11 protein-coding genes and 2 pseudogenes are annotated in these 12,959 nt (G+C 69.4%); 3 read left to right on the top strand and 10 right to left on the bottom strand.

Annotation, left to right across the window (positions count from 1 at the left end; genetic code table 11):
- The first annotated feature begins 15 nt into the window (after positions 1 to 15).
- The 3 genes from LRS03_RS17080 to LRS03_RS17070 are packed head-to-tail and all read left to right on the top strand — an operon-like array spanning position 16 to position 3,102.
- Complete coding sequence (locus tag LRS03_RS17080) at positions 16 to 1,362, top strand: S1C family serine protease (RefSeq protein ID WP_257826925.1); 1,347 nt, start codon at positions 16 to 18, stop codon at positions 1,360 to 1,362.
- Positions 1,350 to 2,357 (top strand): FHA domain-containing protein, encoded by a 1,008-nt coding sequence (locus tag LRS03_RS17075; RefSeq protein ID WP_257826924.1) that lies wholly within the window; start codon positions 1,350 to 1,352, stop codon positions 2,355 to 2,357. The genes LRS03_RS17080 and LRS03_RS17075 overlap by 13 nt, the downstream gene beginning before the upstream one ends.
- On the top strand, positions 2,344 to 3,102 hold the full coding sequence (locus tag LRS03_RS17070; RefSeq protein WP_257826923.1) for an SDR family oxidoreductase: 759 nt from the start codon (positions 2,344 to 2,346) through the stop codon (positions 3,100 to 3,102). The genes LRS03_RS17075 and LRS03_RS17070 overlap by 14 nt, the downstream gene beginning before the upstream one ends.
- Before the next feature lie 26 nt (positions 3,103 to 3,128).
- Here LRS03_RS17070 and LRS03_RS17065 read toward each other — a convergent pair.
- The 10 genes and pseudogenes from LRS03_RS17065 to LRS03_RS17020 all read right to left on the bottom strand — a co-directional run.
- Positions 3,129 to 3,593, bottom strand: a pseudogene (locus LRS03_RS17065) (lipase secretion chaperone); the annotation flags it as partial.
- Positions 3,594 to 4,211: 618 nt separating this feature from the next.
- Entirely contained in the window at positions 4,212 to 5,072 is an 861-nt protein-coding gene (locus LRS03_RS17060) for a hypothetical protein (RefSeq protein ID WP_257826921.1), read from the bottom strand.
- A gap of 309 nt (positions 5,073 to 5,381) precedes the next feature.
- Positions 5,382 to 6,257, bottom strand: coding sequence for a septal ring lytic transglycosylase RlpA family protein (locus LRS03_RS17055; protein WP_257826919.1), 876 nt, complete (start codon positions 6,255 to 6,257; stop codon positions 5,382 to 5,384).
- Positions 6,258 to 6,332: 75 nt separating this feature from the next.
- The gene (locus tag LRS03_RS17050) at positions 6,333 to 7,217 is read right to left on the bottom strand and encodes a hypothetical protein (protein ID WP_257826917.1); all 885 of its coding nucleotides are present in this window, start codon (positions 7,215 to 7,217) and stop codon (positions 6,333 to 6,335) included.
- A 56-nt stretch (positions 7,218 to 7,273) separates the two neighbouring features.
- Positions 7,274 to 8,353 (bottom strand): lipase chaperone, encoded by a 1,080-nt coding sequence (locus tag LRS03_RS17045; protein WP_257826916.1) that lies wholly within the window; start codon positions 8,351 to 8,353, stop codon positions 7,274 to 7,276.
- A gap of 16 nt (positions 8,354 to 8,369) precedes the next feature.
- On the bottom strand, positions 8,370 to 9,230 hold the full coding sequence (locus tag LRS03_RS17040; RefSeq protein WP_257826914.1) for a hypothetical protein: 861 nt from the start codon (positions 9,228 to 9,230) through the stop codon (positions 8,370 to 8,372).
- A gap of 224 nt (positions 9,231 to 9,454) precedes the next feature.
- Positions 9,455 to 10,174: an alpha/beta fold hydrolase gene (locus LRS03_RS17035; protein WP_257826912.1), complete on the bottom strand. Its 720-nt coding sequence runs from the start codon at positions 10,172 to 10,174 to the stop codon at positions 9,455 to 9,457.
- Positions 10,171 to 11,167 (bottom strand): annotated as a pseudogene (locus tag LRS03_RS17030) (aldo/keto reductase). The gene LRS03_RS17035 and the pseudogene LRS03_RS17030 overlap by 4 nt, the downstream one beginning before the upstream one ends.
- Positions 11,167 to 12,117 carry a Gfo/Idh/MocA family oxidoreductase gene (locus LRS03_RS17025; protein ID WP_257826911.1) on the bottom strand — a complete coding sequence of 317 codons (951 nt, stop codon included), beginning with the start codon at positions 12,115 to 12,117 and terminating at the stop codon, positions 11,167 to 11,169. Before LRS03_RS17025 ends, LRS03_RS17030 begins: the two are co-directional and overlap by 1 nt.
- Positions 12,114 to 12,959, bottom strand: a complete 846-nt coding sequence (locus LRS03_RS17020) for a class III extradiol dioxygenase subunit beta (RefSeq protein ID WP_257826910.1) — start codon at positions 12,957 to 12,959, stop codon at positions 12,114 to 12,116. The genes LRS03_RS17025 and LRS03_RS17020 overlap by 4 nt, the downstream gene beginning before the upstream one ends.

Genomic DNA, 12,959 nt, shown 5'->3' with positions numbered 1-12,959 from the left:
GTAGAATCCTTCGCGATGCGAGTCCAACTCCAGCGCCTGGCCGCGCTGCTCGCGCTGGCCTGTGCCGGTGCCGCAGCGTGGGCCGCACCGCCGCCGCCGGTGCCCGTGGTGGCCCCTGCCGCCGACCCCGCCGCGTCGGCGCCCGTGTCGCTTTCGGCGCGCAAGGTCTATGAGCAGGCGCGCTCGCAGCTGGTGCAGATCCGCACCGTGCTCAAGGGCCAGGCGAGCCAGACCTCGGTGGGCTCGGGCTTCATCGTCAGCCGCGACGGCCACCTGATCACCAATTTCCATGTCGTCAGCGAGGCCGCGCTCAAGCCCGAGCGGCACGAGCTGGTGCTGGTGACGGCCGACGGCCGCGAGACGCCGGCGCAGATCCTGATGCTCGACGTGCTGCACGACCTGGCGCTGCTCAAGGTGCAGGACCCGAAGAAGGCGAGTGGCTTCGATGCGCTCACCTTCCGCCCCGACACCGACAAGCTCGCCCAGGGCGAGCGCATGTACTCGCTCGGCAACCCGCTCGACGTGGGCTTCGCGGTGATCGAGGGCAACTACAACGGGCTGGTCGAGCGCAGCTTCTACCCGCAGATCTTCTTTGCTGGCTCACTGAGCGGCGGCATGAGCGGCGGCCCGGCGCTCGACCAGGCCGGGCGGGTGATCGGCATCAACGTCGCGCGGCGGGTCGACGGCGAGCAGGTGAGCTTTCTGGTGCCGGCCTCGTTTGCCAGCGCGCTGCTGGCGCGCGGGCGCGACGCCGAGCCGCTCAAGGGCAACGCCTGGCCCATCGTCTCGGCGCAGCTGGCGGCGCACCAGGACGTGCTGACCGAACGCTTCATCGCCCAAGGCTGGAAGCCGGGCACGCACCCGCGCTACAGCGTGCCGGTGCCGCCCGACCGTTTCATGCGCTGCTGGGGCAGCAGCGAACCCTCGCGCACCGGCGGGCTCGACTTCGAGCGCTCCGATTGCGTGATGGACACGCGCATCTTCGTCGGCGAGTTCAACACCGGCACCATTGCCACGCGGCACGAGGCCTACGACGGCAGCCGGCTCGGCACGATGCGCTTCGCCAAGCAATACGCCGCGAGCTTCCGCAACGAAGGCTTCGGCCGCCTCGGCCCGCAGCACCAGACCAAGCCGCAGTGCCACGAGGGCTACGTCGACCGCAAGGGCCTGGCGCTGCGCACGGTGGTCTGCCTGCGCGCCTACAAGAAGCTGCCCAAGCTGTATGACGTGGCGGTGCTCGTGGCCACGCTCGACCAGCCGCAGGCCGGCGTGCAAGGCCGCTTCGACGCCCAGGGCGTGAGCTATGCCAGCGCGATGAAGCTCGCGCAGCACTACATCGAGGCCTACGCATGGGTGAAATGACGGTGGCCGCGGGCTCGACGCTGGCCGTGCTGGAGGTGCTCGACCGCGACGGCGTCGTGCGCCAGAGCCTGAAGGTGGGGGCCTGGCCGCTGCGCGTGGGGCGCGCGTTCGACAACGACCTGGTGCTCGACGACCCCTACACCGCGCCGCAGCACCTGCGCATCGCTCGCGATGAAAACGGCCAGCTCGCGCTGACGGTGGGGGAGAGCGTGAACGGCCTGCAGTGCGACGGCCGTGTGCTGACCGCGGGCCAGCAGCTGGCCCTGCCCGCCGGCCCGCACGACAAGCCGGTGTCGCTGCAGCTCGGCCGCACGCAGCTGCGTCTGCGGCTGGCCACGCAGGTGCTCGCGCCCGAGCAGGTGCTGGGCGCCGCGCGGGTGCTCACGCAGGGCCTGCCCACGCTGCTGCTGCTCGCGCTCGCCTCGGCACTGGTGCTGGGCTTCAACACCTGGCTGGAGAGCGAGCCCGACCTGCTGACCCGCTCGCTCGCCTCGTTTGCGATCTCGGCACTGGCCATCGGCTTCGGCTGGGCCGGCGTGTGGACGCTCCTGTCCAAGGTCTTCACCCACCAGGGCCACTTCGGCTGGCACCTGCGGGTGATGCTGCTGGCGGTGCTGGCCTGGGAGGCGCTGATGGCCGGCACGGCGCTGCTCGCCTTCGCCTTCTCGTGGCCCTGGCTCACCGACTTCAACTTCGTGCCGGCCTACGCCATCCTCGGGGCGATGCTGTACTTCCACCTGCAGGCGGTGGAGCCGCAACACCCGCGGCGCACGCTCGGCTTCGCGCTCGGCAGTGCGCTCACCGGCCTGGGCTTGAGCCTGTGGTTCAACGTGCAGGCGACCGACCGCCTGGGCAGCGAGCTCTACATGAACCACCTGTTCCCGCCCGCGCTGCGGGTGGCCAAGCCGGTGGAGGTGCCGCAGTTCATGCAGGGCGTGGCCGACCTGCAGACGCGGCTCGATGCGAAGGCGAGGAAGAACGATGCCGAAGAGTGACCCCCGCACCGTGCTCGTGACCGGCGCCAGCCGCGGCATCGGCGCGGCCACCGCGCGCCTGTGCGCCGCGGCCGGCCATGTGGTCGCCGTCAACTACGCCCGCGATGCGGCCGCCGCCGACGCGGTGTGCGCCGCCATCCGCCAGGCCGGCGGCCAGGCCCTCGCGGTACAGGCCGATGTGGCCGACGAGGCGCAGGTGCTGGCCATGTTCGCCCGCGTCGACGCCGAGCTGCCGCCGCTCGTCGGCCTGGTCAACAACGCCGGCGTGGTCGACCTGCAGTCGCGCGTCGACGAGATGAGCGTGGCGCGCCTGCAGCGCATGTTCGGCATCAACGTCATCGGCAGCATGGTCTGCGCCCGCGAGGCGGTGCGCCGCATGTCCACCCGCCACGGCGGCGCGGGCGGGGCCATCGTCAACGTCTCGTCGGTGGCGGCCAAGCTGGGCTCGCCCGGCCTGTATGTCGACTACGCGGCGAGCAAGGGGGCGATCGACACCTTCACCGTCGGCCTGGCGCGCGAGGTGGCGACCGAGGGCGTGCGGGTGAATGGCGTGCGCCCCGGCATCATCGACACCGAGATCCACGCCTCCGGCGGCATGCCCGATCGGGCCCAGCAGTCGATGCACATGATCCCGATGCAGCGGGTGGGTCGCGCCGACGAGATCGCCCGCGCGATCGTGTGGCTGCTGTCCGACGAGGCCAGCTACACCACCGGCACGCTGGTCGACGTGTCGGGCGGGCGCTGAGGCCAGTTCCGGTTGGGGCGAAAAACTCAGAGCCCGCTGTGGAGTCGGGCGGCGCCGATCTCGTCGGGCTGGAAGTGCTGGCGCAGCAGGGCTTCGAGCCGCTGCTGTTTGTCGACCACCTCGATCTCGGCGGCGAGCAGGGCGTTGCGTTCGCGCACGAAGCCGGGGTGGCGCAGCTCCCAGGCCTGCTTCTGCACCTCGGCCTGTTCGCGCTCGATCTCGATCACCGATCGCGCACCTTCGACGTCGACGAACTGCTTGCGCAGGTACAGCACCTCGGCGTCGCTCTCGCCTTGCTCGCGCATGCGCGCGACCTGCTTTTCCAGCGCAAACGAAAACTCCGAGCCGCCGAACTCCTGCGCCGCCACCTCGGGCGGCAGGCTCATGCGCAAGGCCATCAGGCGCTGCGCCTGCTGAGCTTCGCTGAGCCGTGGGTCGGCGAGGATCTGCGCCACCTCCGACGCGTAGAGCGCGCGGGCTTCGGGCACGGCGAAGAGCTTCCTGCACCGAGACCGAGTCGAAGTGGCGGCGGCGCAGCGCCATGCTGCGGTCGAGCAGCTCGCGCGGCTGGATCGGGCCGGCCGCTTTCAGCTGCTGCAGCAGCTCGCGTTCGGCGGCGCGGTAGGCCGCGTGGCTGCGCAGCAGGCGCCAGGCGCGCTCGGCAGCCAACGGCGGCAGGTTGGCATGCAGGCGCGCCTCGCTCGGCGCGAGCGCCTGGCCGGCGGCCGGCAGCCAGCTGTCGAGCACCGCCAGGGTCTTGTGGGTCACCACCAGGCGGCCCAGCGTGTCGATGGTGAAGGGCTGGCCTTCGCGCGCCGCGCCGGTGCCGCTGTCGGTGGGCGCTTTGGGCGTGAGGTCGTCGTCGGCGATCGGGGCGTCGGGGCGCATGTAGCGCGCGCCCTCGTGCAGGGCCAGCGCCTGCGCCGAGCTGTCCAGGCGCCCGCCCGCGTCAGCGCGCGCCAGGTAGGCGGTGCCCGCCGCGACGGCGACGATGCCGGCGGTGGCCATCCAGAACGGGGTGGAGAAAGCAGCCATGGGTCAGCCCTTTCGCGGGGGTGCTTCGCGGCGGGCATGCACCCTGCGGCGCATGCCCGTTGTCACGAGGCGACTCAGTGCGTCACGAAACCGTTGAGCCAGGTGAGGTTGGCTTTCAGGCCCCAGTTGGTCGAACCGTTGCGCCAGGTGCTGTCGGTCGTGCTCTGCAGGCCCAGGCAGCCGCCGACGCGCTGGTAGCAATGATCGGCCGAGCCGTCGCCCACGGCGCTGTCGCGGATCATGATCCAGCCGCTGCCGTTGGTGGCCAGGCACTCGTAGGCGAGCGAGCCGCAGCTGCGGCCGGCGACCGACTCGGACGACGAGCGCACGCTGTTGACCGGGAAGCTGTCGCTCTGGCCGTTGACGACGCGCACGTTGTCCTTCGAGATCGTGTAGCCGCCCGGCGTCATGCACGAGCTCATCACGTAGGTCGTGTACGAGGTGTGCGAGCCCATGCCGTAGGCGGCACGCACGCGGCTGTCGTAGTTCTTCGCGTTGAGGGCGATCACCGAGCCCTGGCTGAAGCCGGCGACGACGATGCCCTTGGAACAGTCGGCGCTGGCGCGGGCGCACAGCTTGGAGATGGCGCTGCTGGAGGAGCCGCTGTTGTAGATGTAGCGCGCCTTCGAGAGGATCTGCGAGCAGGTGCCGAAGAGCGAGCTGTCGTACTGCACGGCGGCGGCGACGAAGCCCTTGGCGGCCATCTCGGCGACCGCGCCCATGGCCTGGGCGTTGTCATAGCTTTCGGTCGTGCCCACGGTGTAGATGAACACCGGGTGCTTGCCCGTGGCGGGCTCGGTGCCCTTGATCGAGTAGGTGGACAGGCCAGCCGAGTAGGAGCTGGTGAAGTCGCCGGCCCAGGCCGTGGCGGTGCCGAGAAGGGCGGCGGCGGCCCCGACGAAGGTGGCAGCGGTGCGGATCAGACGAGAGTGCATACGACGATCTCCATTGGGTGGGTGCCGGGCGGCGTCTCTGGCTTCCGCCCTCTTGTTGCCCTGAGACAGTTCAGGGTGGAGTCAATGTTGCACGGTAGTCCAACTTAGGCTTCCGGGTTTTTCCTCCGGCCGTGTACTTCTTGTCACATCTGGCCGAAAACACAGGGAAAGCCCTTGGTTTGCGAGGGCTTGCTGAGGTTTTTGCCCGGTTGTGCAATCTTTCCGCTGGCCAATATTCGTCGGGTGTGCAGTTTTGTGGGGTGTGGGGGTGAATGCCACCCCGGGCACGGAAGCGCGCCGCGCCGCAGGTCAGCGGCGTTCCACGACCACCGGCACGAGCTTCAGGGCCTCGCGGATGCGCGCGGCCGCATCGGTGGCTTCGCCGCGTGAGCCATAAGGCCCGGCCTGCAGGCGGAAGAGCTGCGGCTCGCCGATGACCGCCAGGCGAGGCGACAGCCAGTCCAGTTCGCCGGCCACTTGGCGCTGGAACTGTTCGGCCCCGTCGCGCTGGCGGAAGGCGCCCAGCTGCACCCAGAAGCCCGGGGCGACCGGCTCGGCGCGGTCGCTGCCATCGGTGCGGGCCGTGGCGACCGGCTCCGCCGCCTCGGGCGGGCCGTCGGCTTTCCAGGCGCCGCTTCGGATCTGCTCGTGCGTGAGCCGTTCCACCTCCACCGGCGCCACGCCGTTCAGCACGCCCAGGCGCAGCGCGGCGGTGTAGCTGAGGTCGATCACCCGGTCGGCGTGGAAGGGGCCTCGGTCGTTCACGCGCACGATCACCTCGCGCCCGTTGGCCGGGTTGCGCACCCGGGCGTAGCTCGGCAGCGGCATGGTCTTGTGCGCCGCGCTCATCGCATACATGTCGTAGCGCTCGCCGCTCGCCGTGGGCCGGCCGTGGAACTTGCGGCCATACCAGGACGCGAGGCCCTTCTCGGCCATCGGCTTGTCGGTCGTGACCGGCGTGTAGCTGCGCCCGTTCACCGTGTAGGGCTTGTTGGGGCCGCCGCTGCGGATGGGCTCGACCCGGGGCTGCGCATCGGGTGTCTTGTCGAGCCCGCTGGGCGGCTTGGCCTCGGGGCCATCCCGGGTGGGGGTGGAGCTGCAGGCGGCGAGCAGTGCCAGCAGGAAGGCCGTCGCGGCCTGGGTCAGCCGGAGGGAGATGGGAGCGCCGAGCGGTGAGGCGTGCATGCCGAAAATTCTGGCAGACACCTCACCGCTGCGGACGGCCCGCCCCACACGAGGTAGGGCGAGGCCACGGAGGTGTCAGGGCGTGACGAAGCTCTTCAGCCAGTTCTGGTTGGCGTTCATCTGCCAGGCGGCGCTGCCGGTGCGGAAGCCGCTGTCGATGCCGCTTGGCGTGGTGCAGCCGCCGACCATCATGTAGCAGTGGTCGGCCGAGCCGTCTTGCACTTCGCTGCCGCGCACGATGTACCAGCCGCTGCCGTTGCTGCGGAAGCACGAGTACGCGCTGCTGCCGCACGAGAGGCCGGTGATCGCCTGGTTGGCAGTGCGCACGTTGCTCGCGGTCGGGCCGACGAAGGTGTCGGACTCGCCGTTGACGAGGCGGATGCGGTCGGCCGCCTGGGTGTGGCCGCCGTTGTTCATGCACGAGCTGAGGTTGTAGATCGAGTAGTTGGTGCCGGCGCCCTGGCCGTACGAGGCGCGCACGCGGCTGTCGTAGTTCTTCGCCAGCACCGAGATGATCGAACCCTGGCTCAGGCCGCCGGTGACCACGCCCTTGGAGCAGTCGGCCTTGCTGCGCGCGCACAGCTTGGCGATCGCGCTGTTGCTGCTGCCGCTGTTGAAGATGCAGCGCGCCTTGGTGCCGATGCTGGAGCAGGAGCCGAAGCTGCCGTTCGAGTACTCCACCGTGGCGGCGACGAAGCCCTTGTTGGCCATCGCCTGCACCTGCGTCATCGCGAGTTCGCCGTCGTAGGTCTCGCCGGTGCCGACGATGTGCACGTACACCGGGTACTTGCCCGTGGCGCTGGGCTCGTAGCCTTTGACGGTGTAGGTGCTGCCGCACAGGCTGGTGGTGCCGCCGCGGTAGGTGGTCGTGAACGAACTCTGCGCGAAGGCGCTGACGCTCAGCGACGTGGCACACACGGCGAGGCCGAGTTGCAGCAGGCGTTTTCCGAAGGTCTTCATCTGGTTGTCTCCTGGTGGGTGTCGAACGGGAAAGCGGTGAACGGAACGAGGGCGCCTCAGTGCAGGCCCAGGCTGCGGGCTTCGTGGAGCTGCTCGCCCTGGAAGTGCTGCTGCAGCAGCTCGTCGAGCAGGGCCGCGCGCTCGGGGCTGTCGAACGGGTGGGCCGCAAAGAGCGCGTCGCGCTGGCGCACGAAGGCGGGGTGGCGCAGCGACCAGGCCTGGCGACGGGTGTCGAGCTGCTCGCGCTCGAGTTCGACCGGCGACTTCGCGCCCTCGACGTCGACGAACTGCCGGCGGCGAAACACCACCTCGTCGTCGCTCTCGCCCTCGTCGCGCATCTGCGCGGCGATGCGCTCCATCGCGACCGAGAACTCGGTGCCGGCGAACTCCTGCGCGGCCACTTCGGGTGGCAGGCCCATGCGCAGGGCGAACAGGCGCTGCGCCTGCTGCGTCTCGGTGAGGCTGGTGTCGGCAAAGATGCGCGCCACTTCGCTCGCATAGAGCGCACGCGCTTCCTGCACGCCGAAGATTTTTGCACCGTCACTGTGTCGAAATGACGGCGGCGCAGCGCCATGGTCTTGTCGAGCAGCTCGCGTGGCGGCACGGCGCCGTGTGCCTTCAGCTCGCGCAGCATCTCGCGCTCGGCCTCGCGGTAGGCGGCGTAGCGCTGCAGCAGCGGCCAGGCCCGCTCGGCGGCCAGCGGCGGCAGTTCGGCGCGCAGGCGCGGTTCGAGCGGTGCAAGCGGCTGGCCGCGGGCCACGAGTGCCAGCCAGCTGTCGAGCACCGGCAGGGTCTTGGCGCTGACGACCAGGCGCCCGAGCGCGTCGACGGTGAACGGGCTGCCGGCGCGCAGGGCGGGCGGTGGTGTGGCCGCGGTGTCGTCCGCCTCGGCGGGCAGCATCACGTCGGCCAGGCGCGCGCTGCGGTCGGGCGGAGCGCCCAGCGAATGGACGGGGTCGTGGCCTTCGTCGGACGGGTGCGCCAGGTACGACACACCGGCGGCGAGCGCCGCGACGCTGGCGACGGCCGCCCAGAACGGGGTGGAGAAGGCGGCCATCGGCGGACCTTTCTCGTGGTGGGTGGGGATCAAGACGTGCCGGCGCTGCGGCCCCAGGCGAGGCCGCAGCGCGCGTCACGACGGGTGGGTCGGGCTCAGTGCGTCACGAAGCCGTTGAGCCAGTTCAGGTTGGCCTTCAGGCCCCAGTTGGTGGAGCCGTTGCGCCAGGTGCTGTCGGTCGTGCTCTGCAGGCCCACGCAGCCTCCGACGCGCTGGTAGCAGTGGTCGGCCGAGCCGTCGCCCACGGCGCTGTCGCGGATCATGATCCAGCCGCTGCCGTTGGTGTTCAGGCACTCGTAGGCGAGCGAACCGCAGCTCTTGCCGGCAACGGCTTCCGACGACGACCGTACGGTGGTCGCGGTGCCGCCGGGGAAGATGTCGCTCTGGCCGTTGACGATGCGCACGTTGTTCTTGTTCAGCGTGTAGCGGCCGGCGTTCATGCACGAGTTCATCACGTAGGTGGTGTACAGGTTGTGCGACCCCATGCCGTAGGCGGCGCGCACGCGGCTGTCGTAGTTGCGCGCGTTGATCGCGATCACCGAGCCCTGGCTGAAGCCGGCCACGACCACGCCCTTGCTGCAGTCGGCGGTGGCACGCGAGCACAGCCGCGAGATGGCGCTGCTGCTGGAGCCGCTGTTGTAGATGTAGCGCGCTTTCGACAGGATCTGCGAGCAGGTGCCGAAGAGGCTGCTGTCGTATTGCACGGCGGCGGCGACGAAGCCCTTGGCGGCCATCTCGGCGACCGCACCCATCGCCTGGGCGTTGTCGTAGTCCTCGGTGGTGCCCACGGTGTAGATGAACACGGGGTGCTTGCCCGACGCGGGCTCCGTGCCTTTGATGCGGTAGCTGCTGAGGCCCGCGGAATAGGTGGCGGTGAAGTCACCGGCCCAGGCGGCGGTGCCCAGCAGGGCGGTGGCGGCGGTGAGGGCGGCGGCCCGGATGAAGCGCGAAACCATCTCTGTCTCCTTGTCATGGTGGGCGCCATCCATCTGCGCCCTCGTTGCCCTGACGGGTTCAGGGTGGCGCGGAATATTGCACTCGCGTGCGATTCGTCCTTGAAGCTTCTTGCGACCAGGGTCGGCGCCGGTCCGATGAAAGGATTCAGCTACGGGAAAACGCCGACGACTCTGTGGCGATCCCACCCCAAAAGCCCACGCCGAGCGGGCTGGGCGTGTCGCGCTCAGTCGGCGCTGAGCCAGCGCGCGAAGGCCTGCGTCACCGCCTCGGGCTGCTCCATCGTGCTCATGTGGCCGCAGCGCTCGACGACCACCAGCCGCGAACCGGCGATGCGCGCCTGCAGGTGTTCGTGGCGCGCGGGCGGGCTCCAGGCGTCGTCGCGCCCGCACAGCACGAGCGTCGGGCAGGTGATGGTGGGCAGCAGCGGGTCGGCATCGGGCCGATCGAGCAGCGCCTTGATCTGCGCCCCAAACACCTCGGGCGTGCTGCGCTCGAACATGTCGAGGATGGCCGCGAAGACCGGGCCGCCGATGCGGCTCTCGTGCACCATGCCGCGGGCCCATTCGTCGGCCATCGCGCGCATGCCTTCGCGGCGCGCCTTGTCGAGCAGCGTGTGGCGGCCGAGCCGCTCGTTCTCGCCGGCCTCACCGGGGGCCAGCGGGTGGTAGGAGGTGTCGAGCAACGCCAGGTGGGTGACGCGCCCGGGCGCCTGGCGCCACACCTCAAAGGCGACCCGGCCGCCCATCGAGTGGCCGGCGAGGGCGAAGCGCTCGGCCGGGACGGTGTCGAGCACATGGCGCGCCATCGCGCCGAGGCTGTCGAGCAGGCCATAGTGGGCCACGTGGCATTCGGCGAGATGGCGCAGGCCCTCGATCTGCGGTGCCCAGACCGCGCGGTCGCACAGCAGGCCGGGCAGCAGCACGAGGGGCACGGCAACGCTCATGCGGAGAACTCTTCGGTGTCGACGCCCGCCTGCGCCATTGCGTCGTAGCGTGGGCCGGCGACGGTGCGCGGGTTGATCAGCGCGTCGAGCTGCTGCATCACACCGGCATCGAGCCTCACCGCGTCCGCGCGGAGGTCGTCTTCCAGGTGCGTGATGCGGCGTGTGCCGGGGATGGGGATGATGTGCGGGGCGCGGTGCAGCAGCCACGCCAGCGCCAGCTGCGAGGGCGTGCAGCCGACGCGCGCCGCGATGGCGGCGTAGCCGTCGAGCAGCTTGAGGTTGGCGGCGTAGTTCTCGGGTGAGAAGCGCGGCATGGTCTTGCGGATGTCGCGCTCGCCGAGCGTCGTGACGTCTTGCAGGGTGCCGGTGAGAAAGCCGCGCGCCAACGGGCTGAAGGCCACGAAGGCGGCACCGAGCTTCGCGGCAGGCGTCGAGCACGGCGATCTCGGGGTTGCGCGTCCACAGCGAGTATTCGGTCTGCACCGCGGTGATCGGGTGCACGGCATGTGCGCGCCGGATCGTCGCCGCCGAGACTTCCGACAGGCCGATCGTGCGCACCTTGCCCTCGCGCACCAGGTCGCCCATTGCGCCCACGCTGTCTTCGATGGGCACACGCTTGTCCCAGCGGTGCAGGTAGAAGAGGTCGATGACGTCGGTGCGCAGGCGTTTCAGGCTCTGCTCGCAGCTCCACTTGAGCGTTTCGGGCCGGCCGTCGACCACGCGCTTGCCTTCCGCGTTGCCGTGCAGCCCGCCCTTGCTCGCGAGCGTGAACCTTGACCGGTGGGGCGACAGCACCTCGCCGAGCAGCGTTTCGTTGAGGCCGAAACCATAGAGCGCCGCGGTGTCGAAGAGCGTGACGCCCAGGTCGAGCGCGCGCAGCAGCAGCGCCTCGGCCTCGGGTTTCGAGGGCGGCGCGCCATAGGCATGGCTCAGGTTCATGCAGCCCAGCCCGAGGGCCGAGACGGTGAACGGGCCGAGCCGGCGCTGCTGCATCACGCCTGCAGCTGCTGTTCCAGCTGGTGCAGCACCTGGTAGCAGGGCAGCACCTGCGCCACGCTGGCGTTGGGCTCGCGCTTGTCGCGGATGGCGGCGAAGAACTCGCGGTCCTGAAGCTCGATGCCGTTCATGCTCACGGCGACCTTGCTCACGTCGAGCTTCTCGTCCTTGCCGTTGAAGAGATCGTCATAGCGCGCGATGTAGGTGGCCGTGTCGCCGATGTAGCGGAAGAAGGTGCCGAGCGGGCCCTCGTTGTTGAAGCTCAGGCTGAGCGTGCAGATCGCCCCGTTGGCCGCCTTCAGCTGGATCGACATGTCCATCGCGATGCCGAGCGTCGGATGGATGGGGCCCTGGATCGCATTCGCCTTCACGATCGGCGAGCCGCACTGGTAGGCGAAGAGGTCAACCGTGTGCGCGGCGTGATGCCACAGCAGGTGGTCGGTCCATGAGCGCGGCTGGCCGAGCGCGTTCATGTTGGTGCGGCGGAAGAAATAGGTCTGCACATCCATCTGCTGGATGTTGAATTCGCCCGCGACGATCTTCTGGTGCACGTACTGGTGGCTGGGGTTGAAGCGGCGGGTATGGCCGCACATCGCCACAAGGCCGGTCTCCTTCTGCAGCGCGACGACCTTCTCGCCGTCTTTCAGCACGTCGCAGAGCGGGATCTCCACCTGCACGTGCTTGCCCGCGGTCAGGCAGGCGATCGACTGCTCGGCGTGCATCTGCGTCGGCGTGCACAGGATCACCGCGTCCACTTCCTTGATCTTGAGGCTGTCTGCGAGGTCGGTGGTGACGTGCCGGATGCCGTACTTGTCTGCCACTTCCTGCGTCTTGCCGAGGTCGCGGCTGATCAGCGACACCACTTCCACACCGTCGATCAGCTTGATGGCGTCGAGGTGCTTGATGCCGAACGCGCCGGCGCCTGCCAGTGCTACCTTGATCGTCATGCTTGGTTCTCCAGGATCAGATGGCCCACGGCGGTGTTCGACGCGGGCACGTGATAGAAGCGATGGGCCACCTTGGGTGGTTTGGCGCTCATGGCGCCACGTGCGATCAGCCACATCACGAGTTCGATGCCTTCGCTGCCGGCTTCACGCACGTAGTCGATGTGCGGCACCTTGGCCAGGCCTTCGGGGTCGGCGATCAGGCGGTCGAGGAAGTTGTTGTCGAACTCTTTGTTGATGAGCCCGGCACGCGGCCCCTGAAGCTGGTGGCTCATGCCACCGGTGCCCCAGATCTGCACGTTCAGCGGCTTGTCGTAGCTCGCGATCGCGCGGCCGATGGCCTTGCCGAGGTTGTAGCAACGCTGGCCCGAGGGCACTGGGTACTGCACCACGTTGACCGCGAACGGGATCACCTTGCAGGGCCACTTGTCGGGCTGGCCGAACATCAGCGACAGCGGCACGGTGAGCCCGTGGTCCACGTCCATCTTGTTGACGATGGTGAGGTCGAAGTCGTCTTGAATGACCGAGTGCGCGATGTGCGAGGCGAACTCGGCGTCGCCCTCCACCACGGGCACGGGCCGCGCGCCGTAGCCTTCGTCGGCCGGCTGGTAGCGGTCGGCGCAGCCGATGGCGAAGGTCGGGATCATCTCCAGGCTGAAGGCCGTGGCGTGATCGTTGTAGACGAGGAAGATCACGTCGGGCGTGTTGTCCTTCATCCATTGTTTGGAGAAGTCGTAGCCCTTGAAGACGGGCTGCCAGTAGGGCTCGCCGGTCTTGCCCTGGTCGAGCGCCGCGCCGATGGCGGGCACGTGCGAGGTGTAGACGGATGCGGTGATCTTGGCCAT

Source organism: Rhizobacter sp. J219, from assembly GCF_024700055.1.
In the GTDB taxonomy this organism is placed as follows: domain Bacteria; phylum Pseudomonadota; class Gammaproteobacteria; order Burkholderiales; family Burkholderiaceae_C; genus Rhizobacter.
Note: the sequence above shows the minus strand (reverse complement) of the source record. Positions and strands in the feature narration are given on the sequence as shown.

What these genes read in the sequence shown, in the direction of transcription:
- LRS03_RS17080 (WP_257826925.1), top strand. Translation starts at nt 16, where the DNA reads ATGCGAGTCCAACTCCAGCGCCTGGCCGCGCTGCTCGCGCTGGCCTGT.
- LRS03_RS17075 (WP_257826924.1), top strand. Translation starts at nt 1,350, where the DNA reads ATGGGTGAAATGACGGTGGCCGCGGGCTCGACGCTGGCCGTGCTGGAG.
- LRS03_RS17070 (WP_257826923.1), top strand. Translation starts at nt 2,344, where the DNA reads ATGCCGAAGAGTGACCCCCGCACCGTGCTCGTGACCGGCGCCAGCCGC.
- LRS03_RS17060 (WP_257826921.1), bottom strand. Translation starts at nt 5,072, where the DNA reads ATGCACTCTCGTCTGATCCGCACCGCTGCCACCTTCGTCGGGGCCGCC.
- LRS03_RS17055 (WP_257826919.1), bottom strand. Translation starts at nt 6,257, where the DNA reads ATGCACGCCTCACCGCTCGGCGCTCCCATCTCCCTCCGGCTGACCCAG.
- LRS03_RS17050 (WP_257826917.1), bottom strand. Translation starts at nt 7,217, where the DNA reads ATGAAGACCTTCGGAAAACGCCTGCTGCAACTCGGCCTCGCCGTGTGT.
- LRS03_RS17040 (WP_257826914.1), bottom strand. Translation starts at nt 9,230, where the DNA reads ATGGTTTCGCGCTTCATCCGGGCCGCCGCCCTCACCGCCGCCACCGCC.
- LRS03_RS17035 (WP_257826912.1), bottom strand. Translation starts at nt 10,174, where the DNA reads ATGAGCGTTGCCGTGCCCCTCGTGCTGCTGCCCGGCCTGCTGTGCGAC.
- LRS03_RS17025 (WP_257826911.1), bottom strand. Translation starts at nt 12,117, where the DNA reads ATGACGATCAAGGTAGCACTGGCAGGCGCCGGCGCGTTCGGCATCAAG.
- LRS03_RS17020 (WP_257826910.1), bottom strand. Translation starts at nt 12,959, where the DNA reads ATGGCCAAGATCACCGCATCCGTCTACACCTCGCACGTGCCCGCCATC.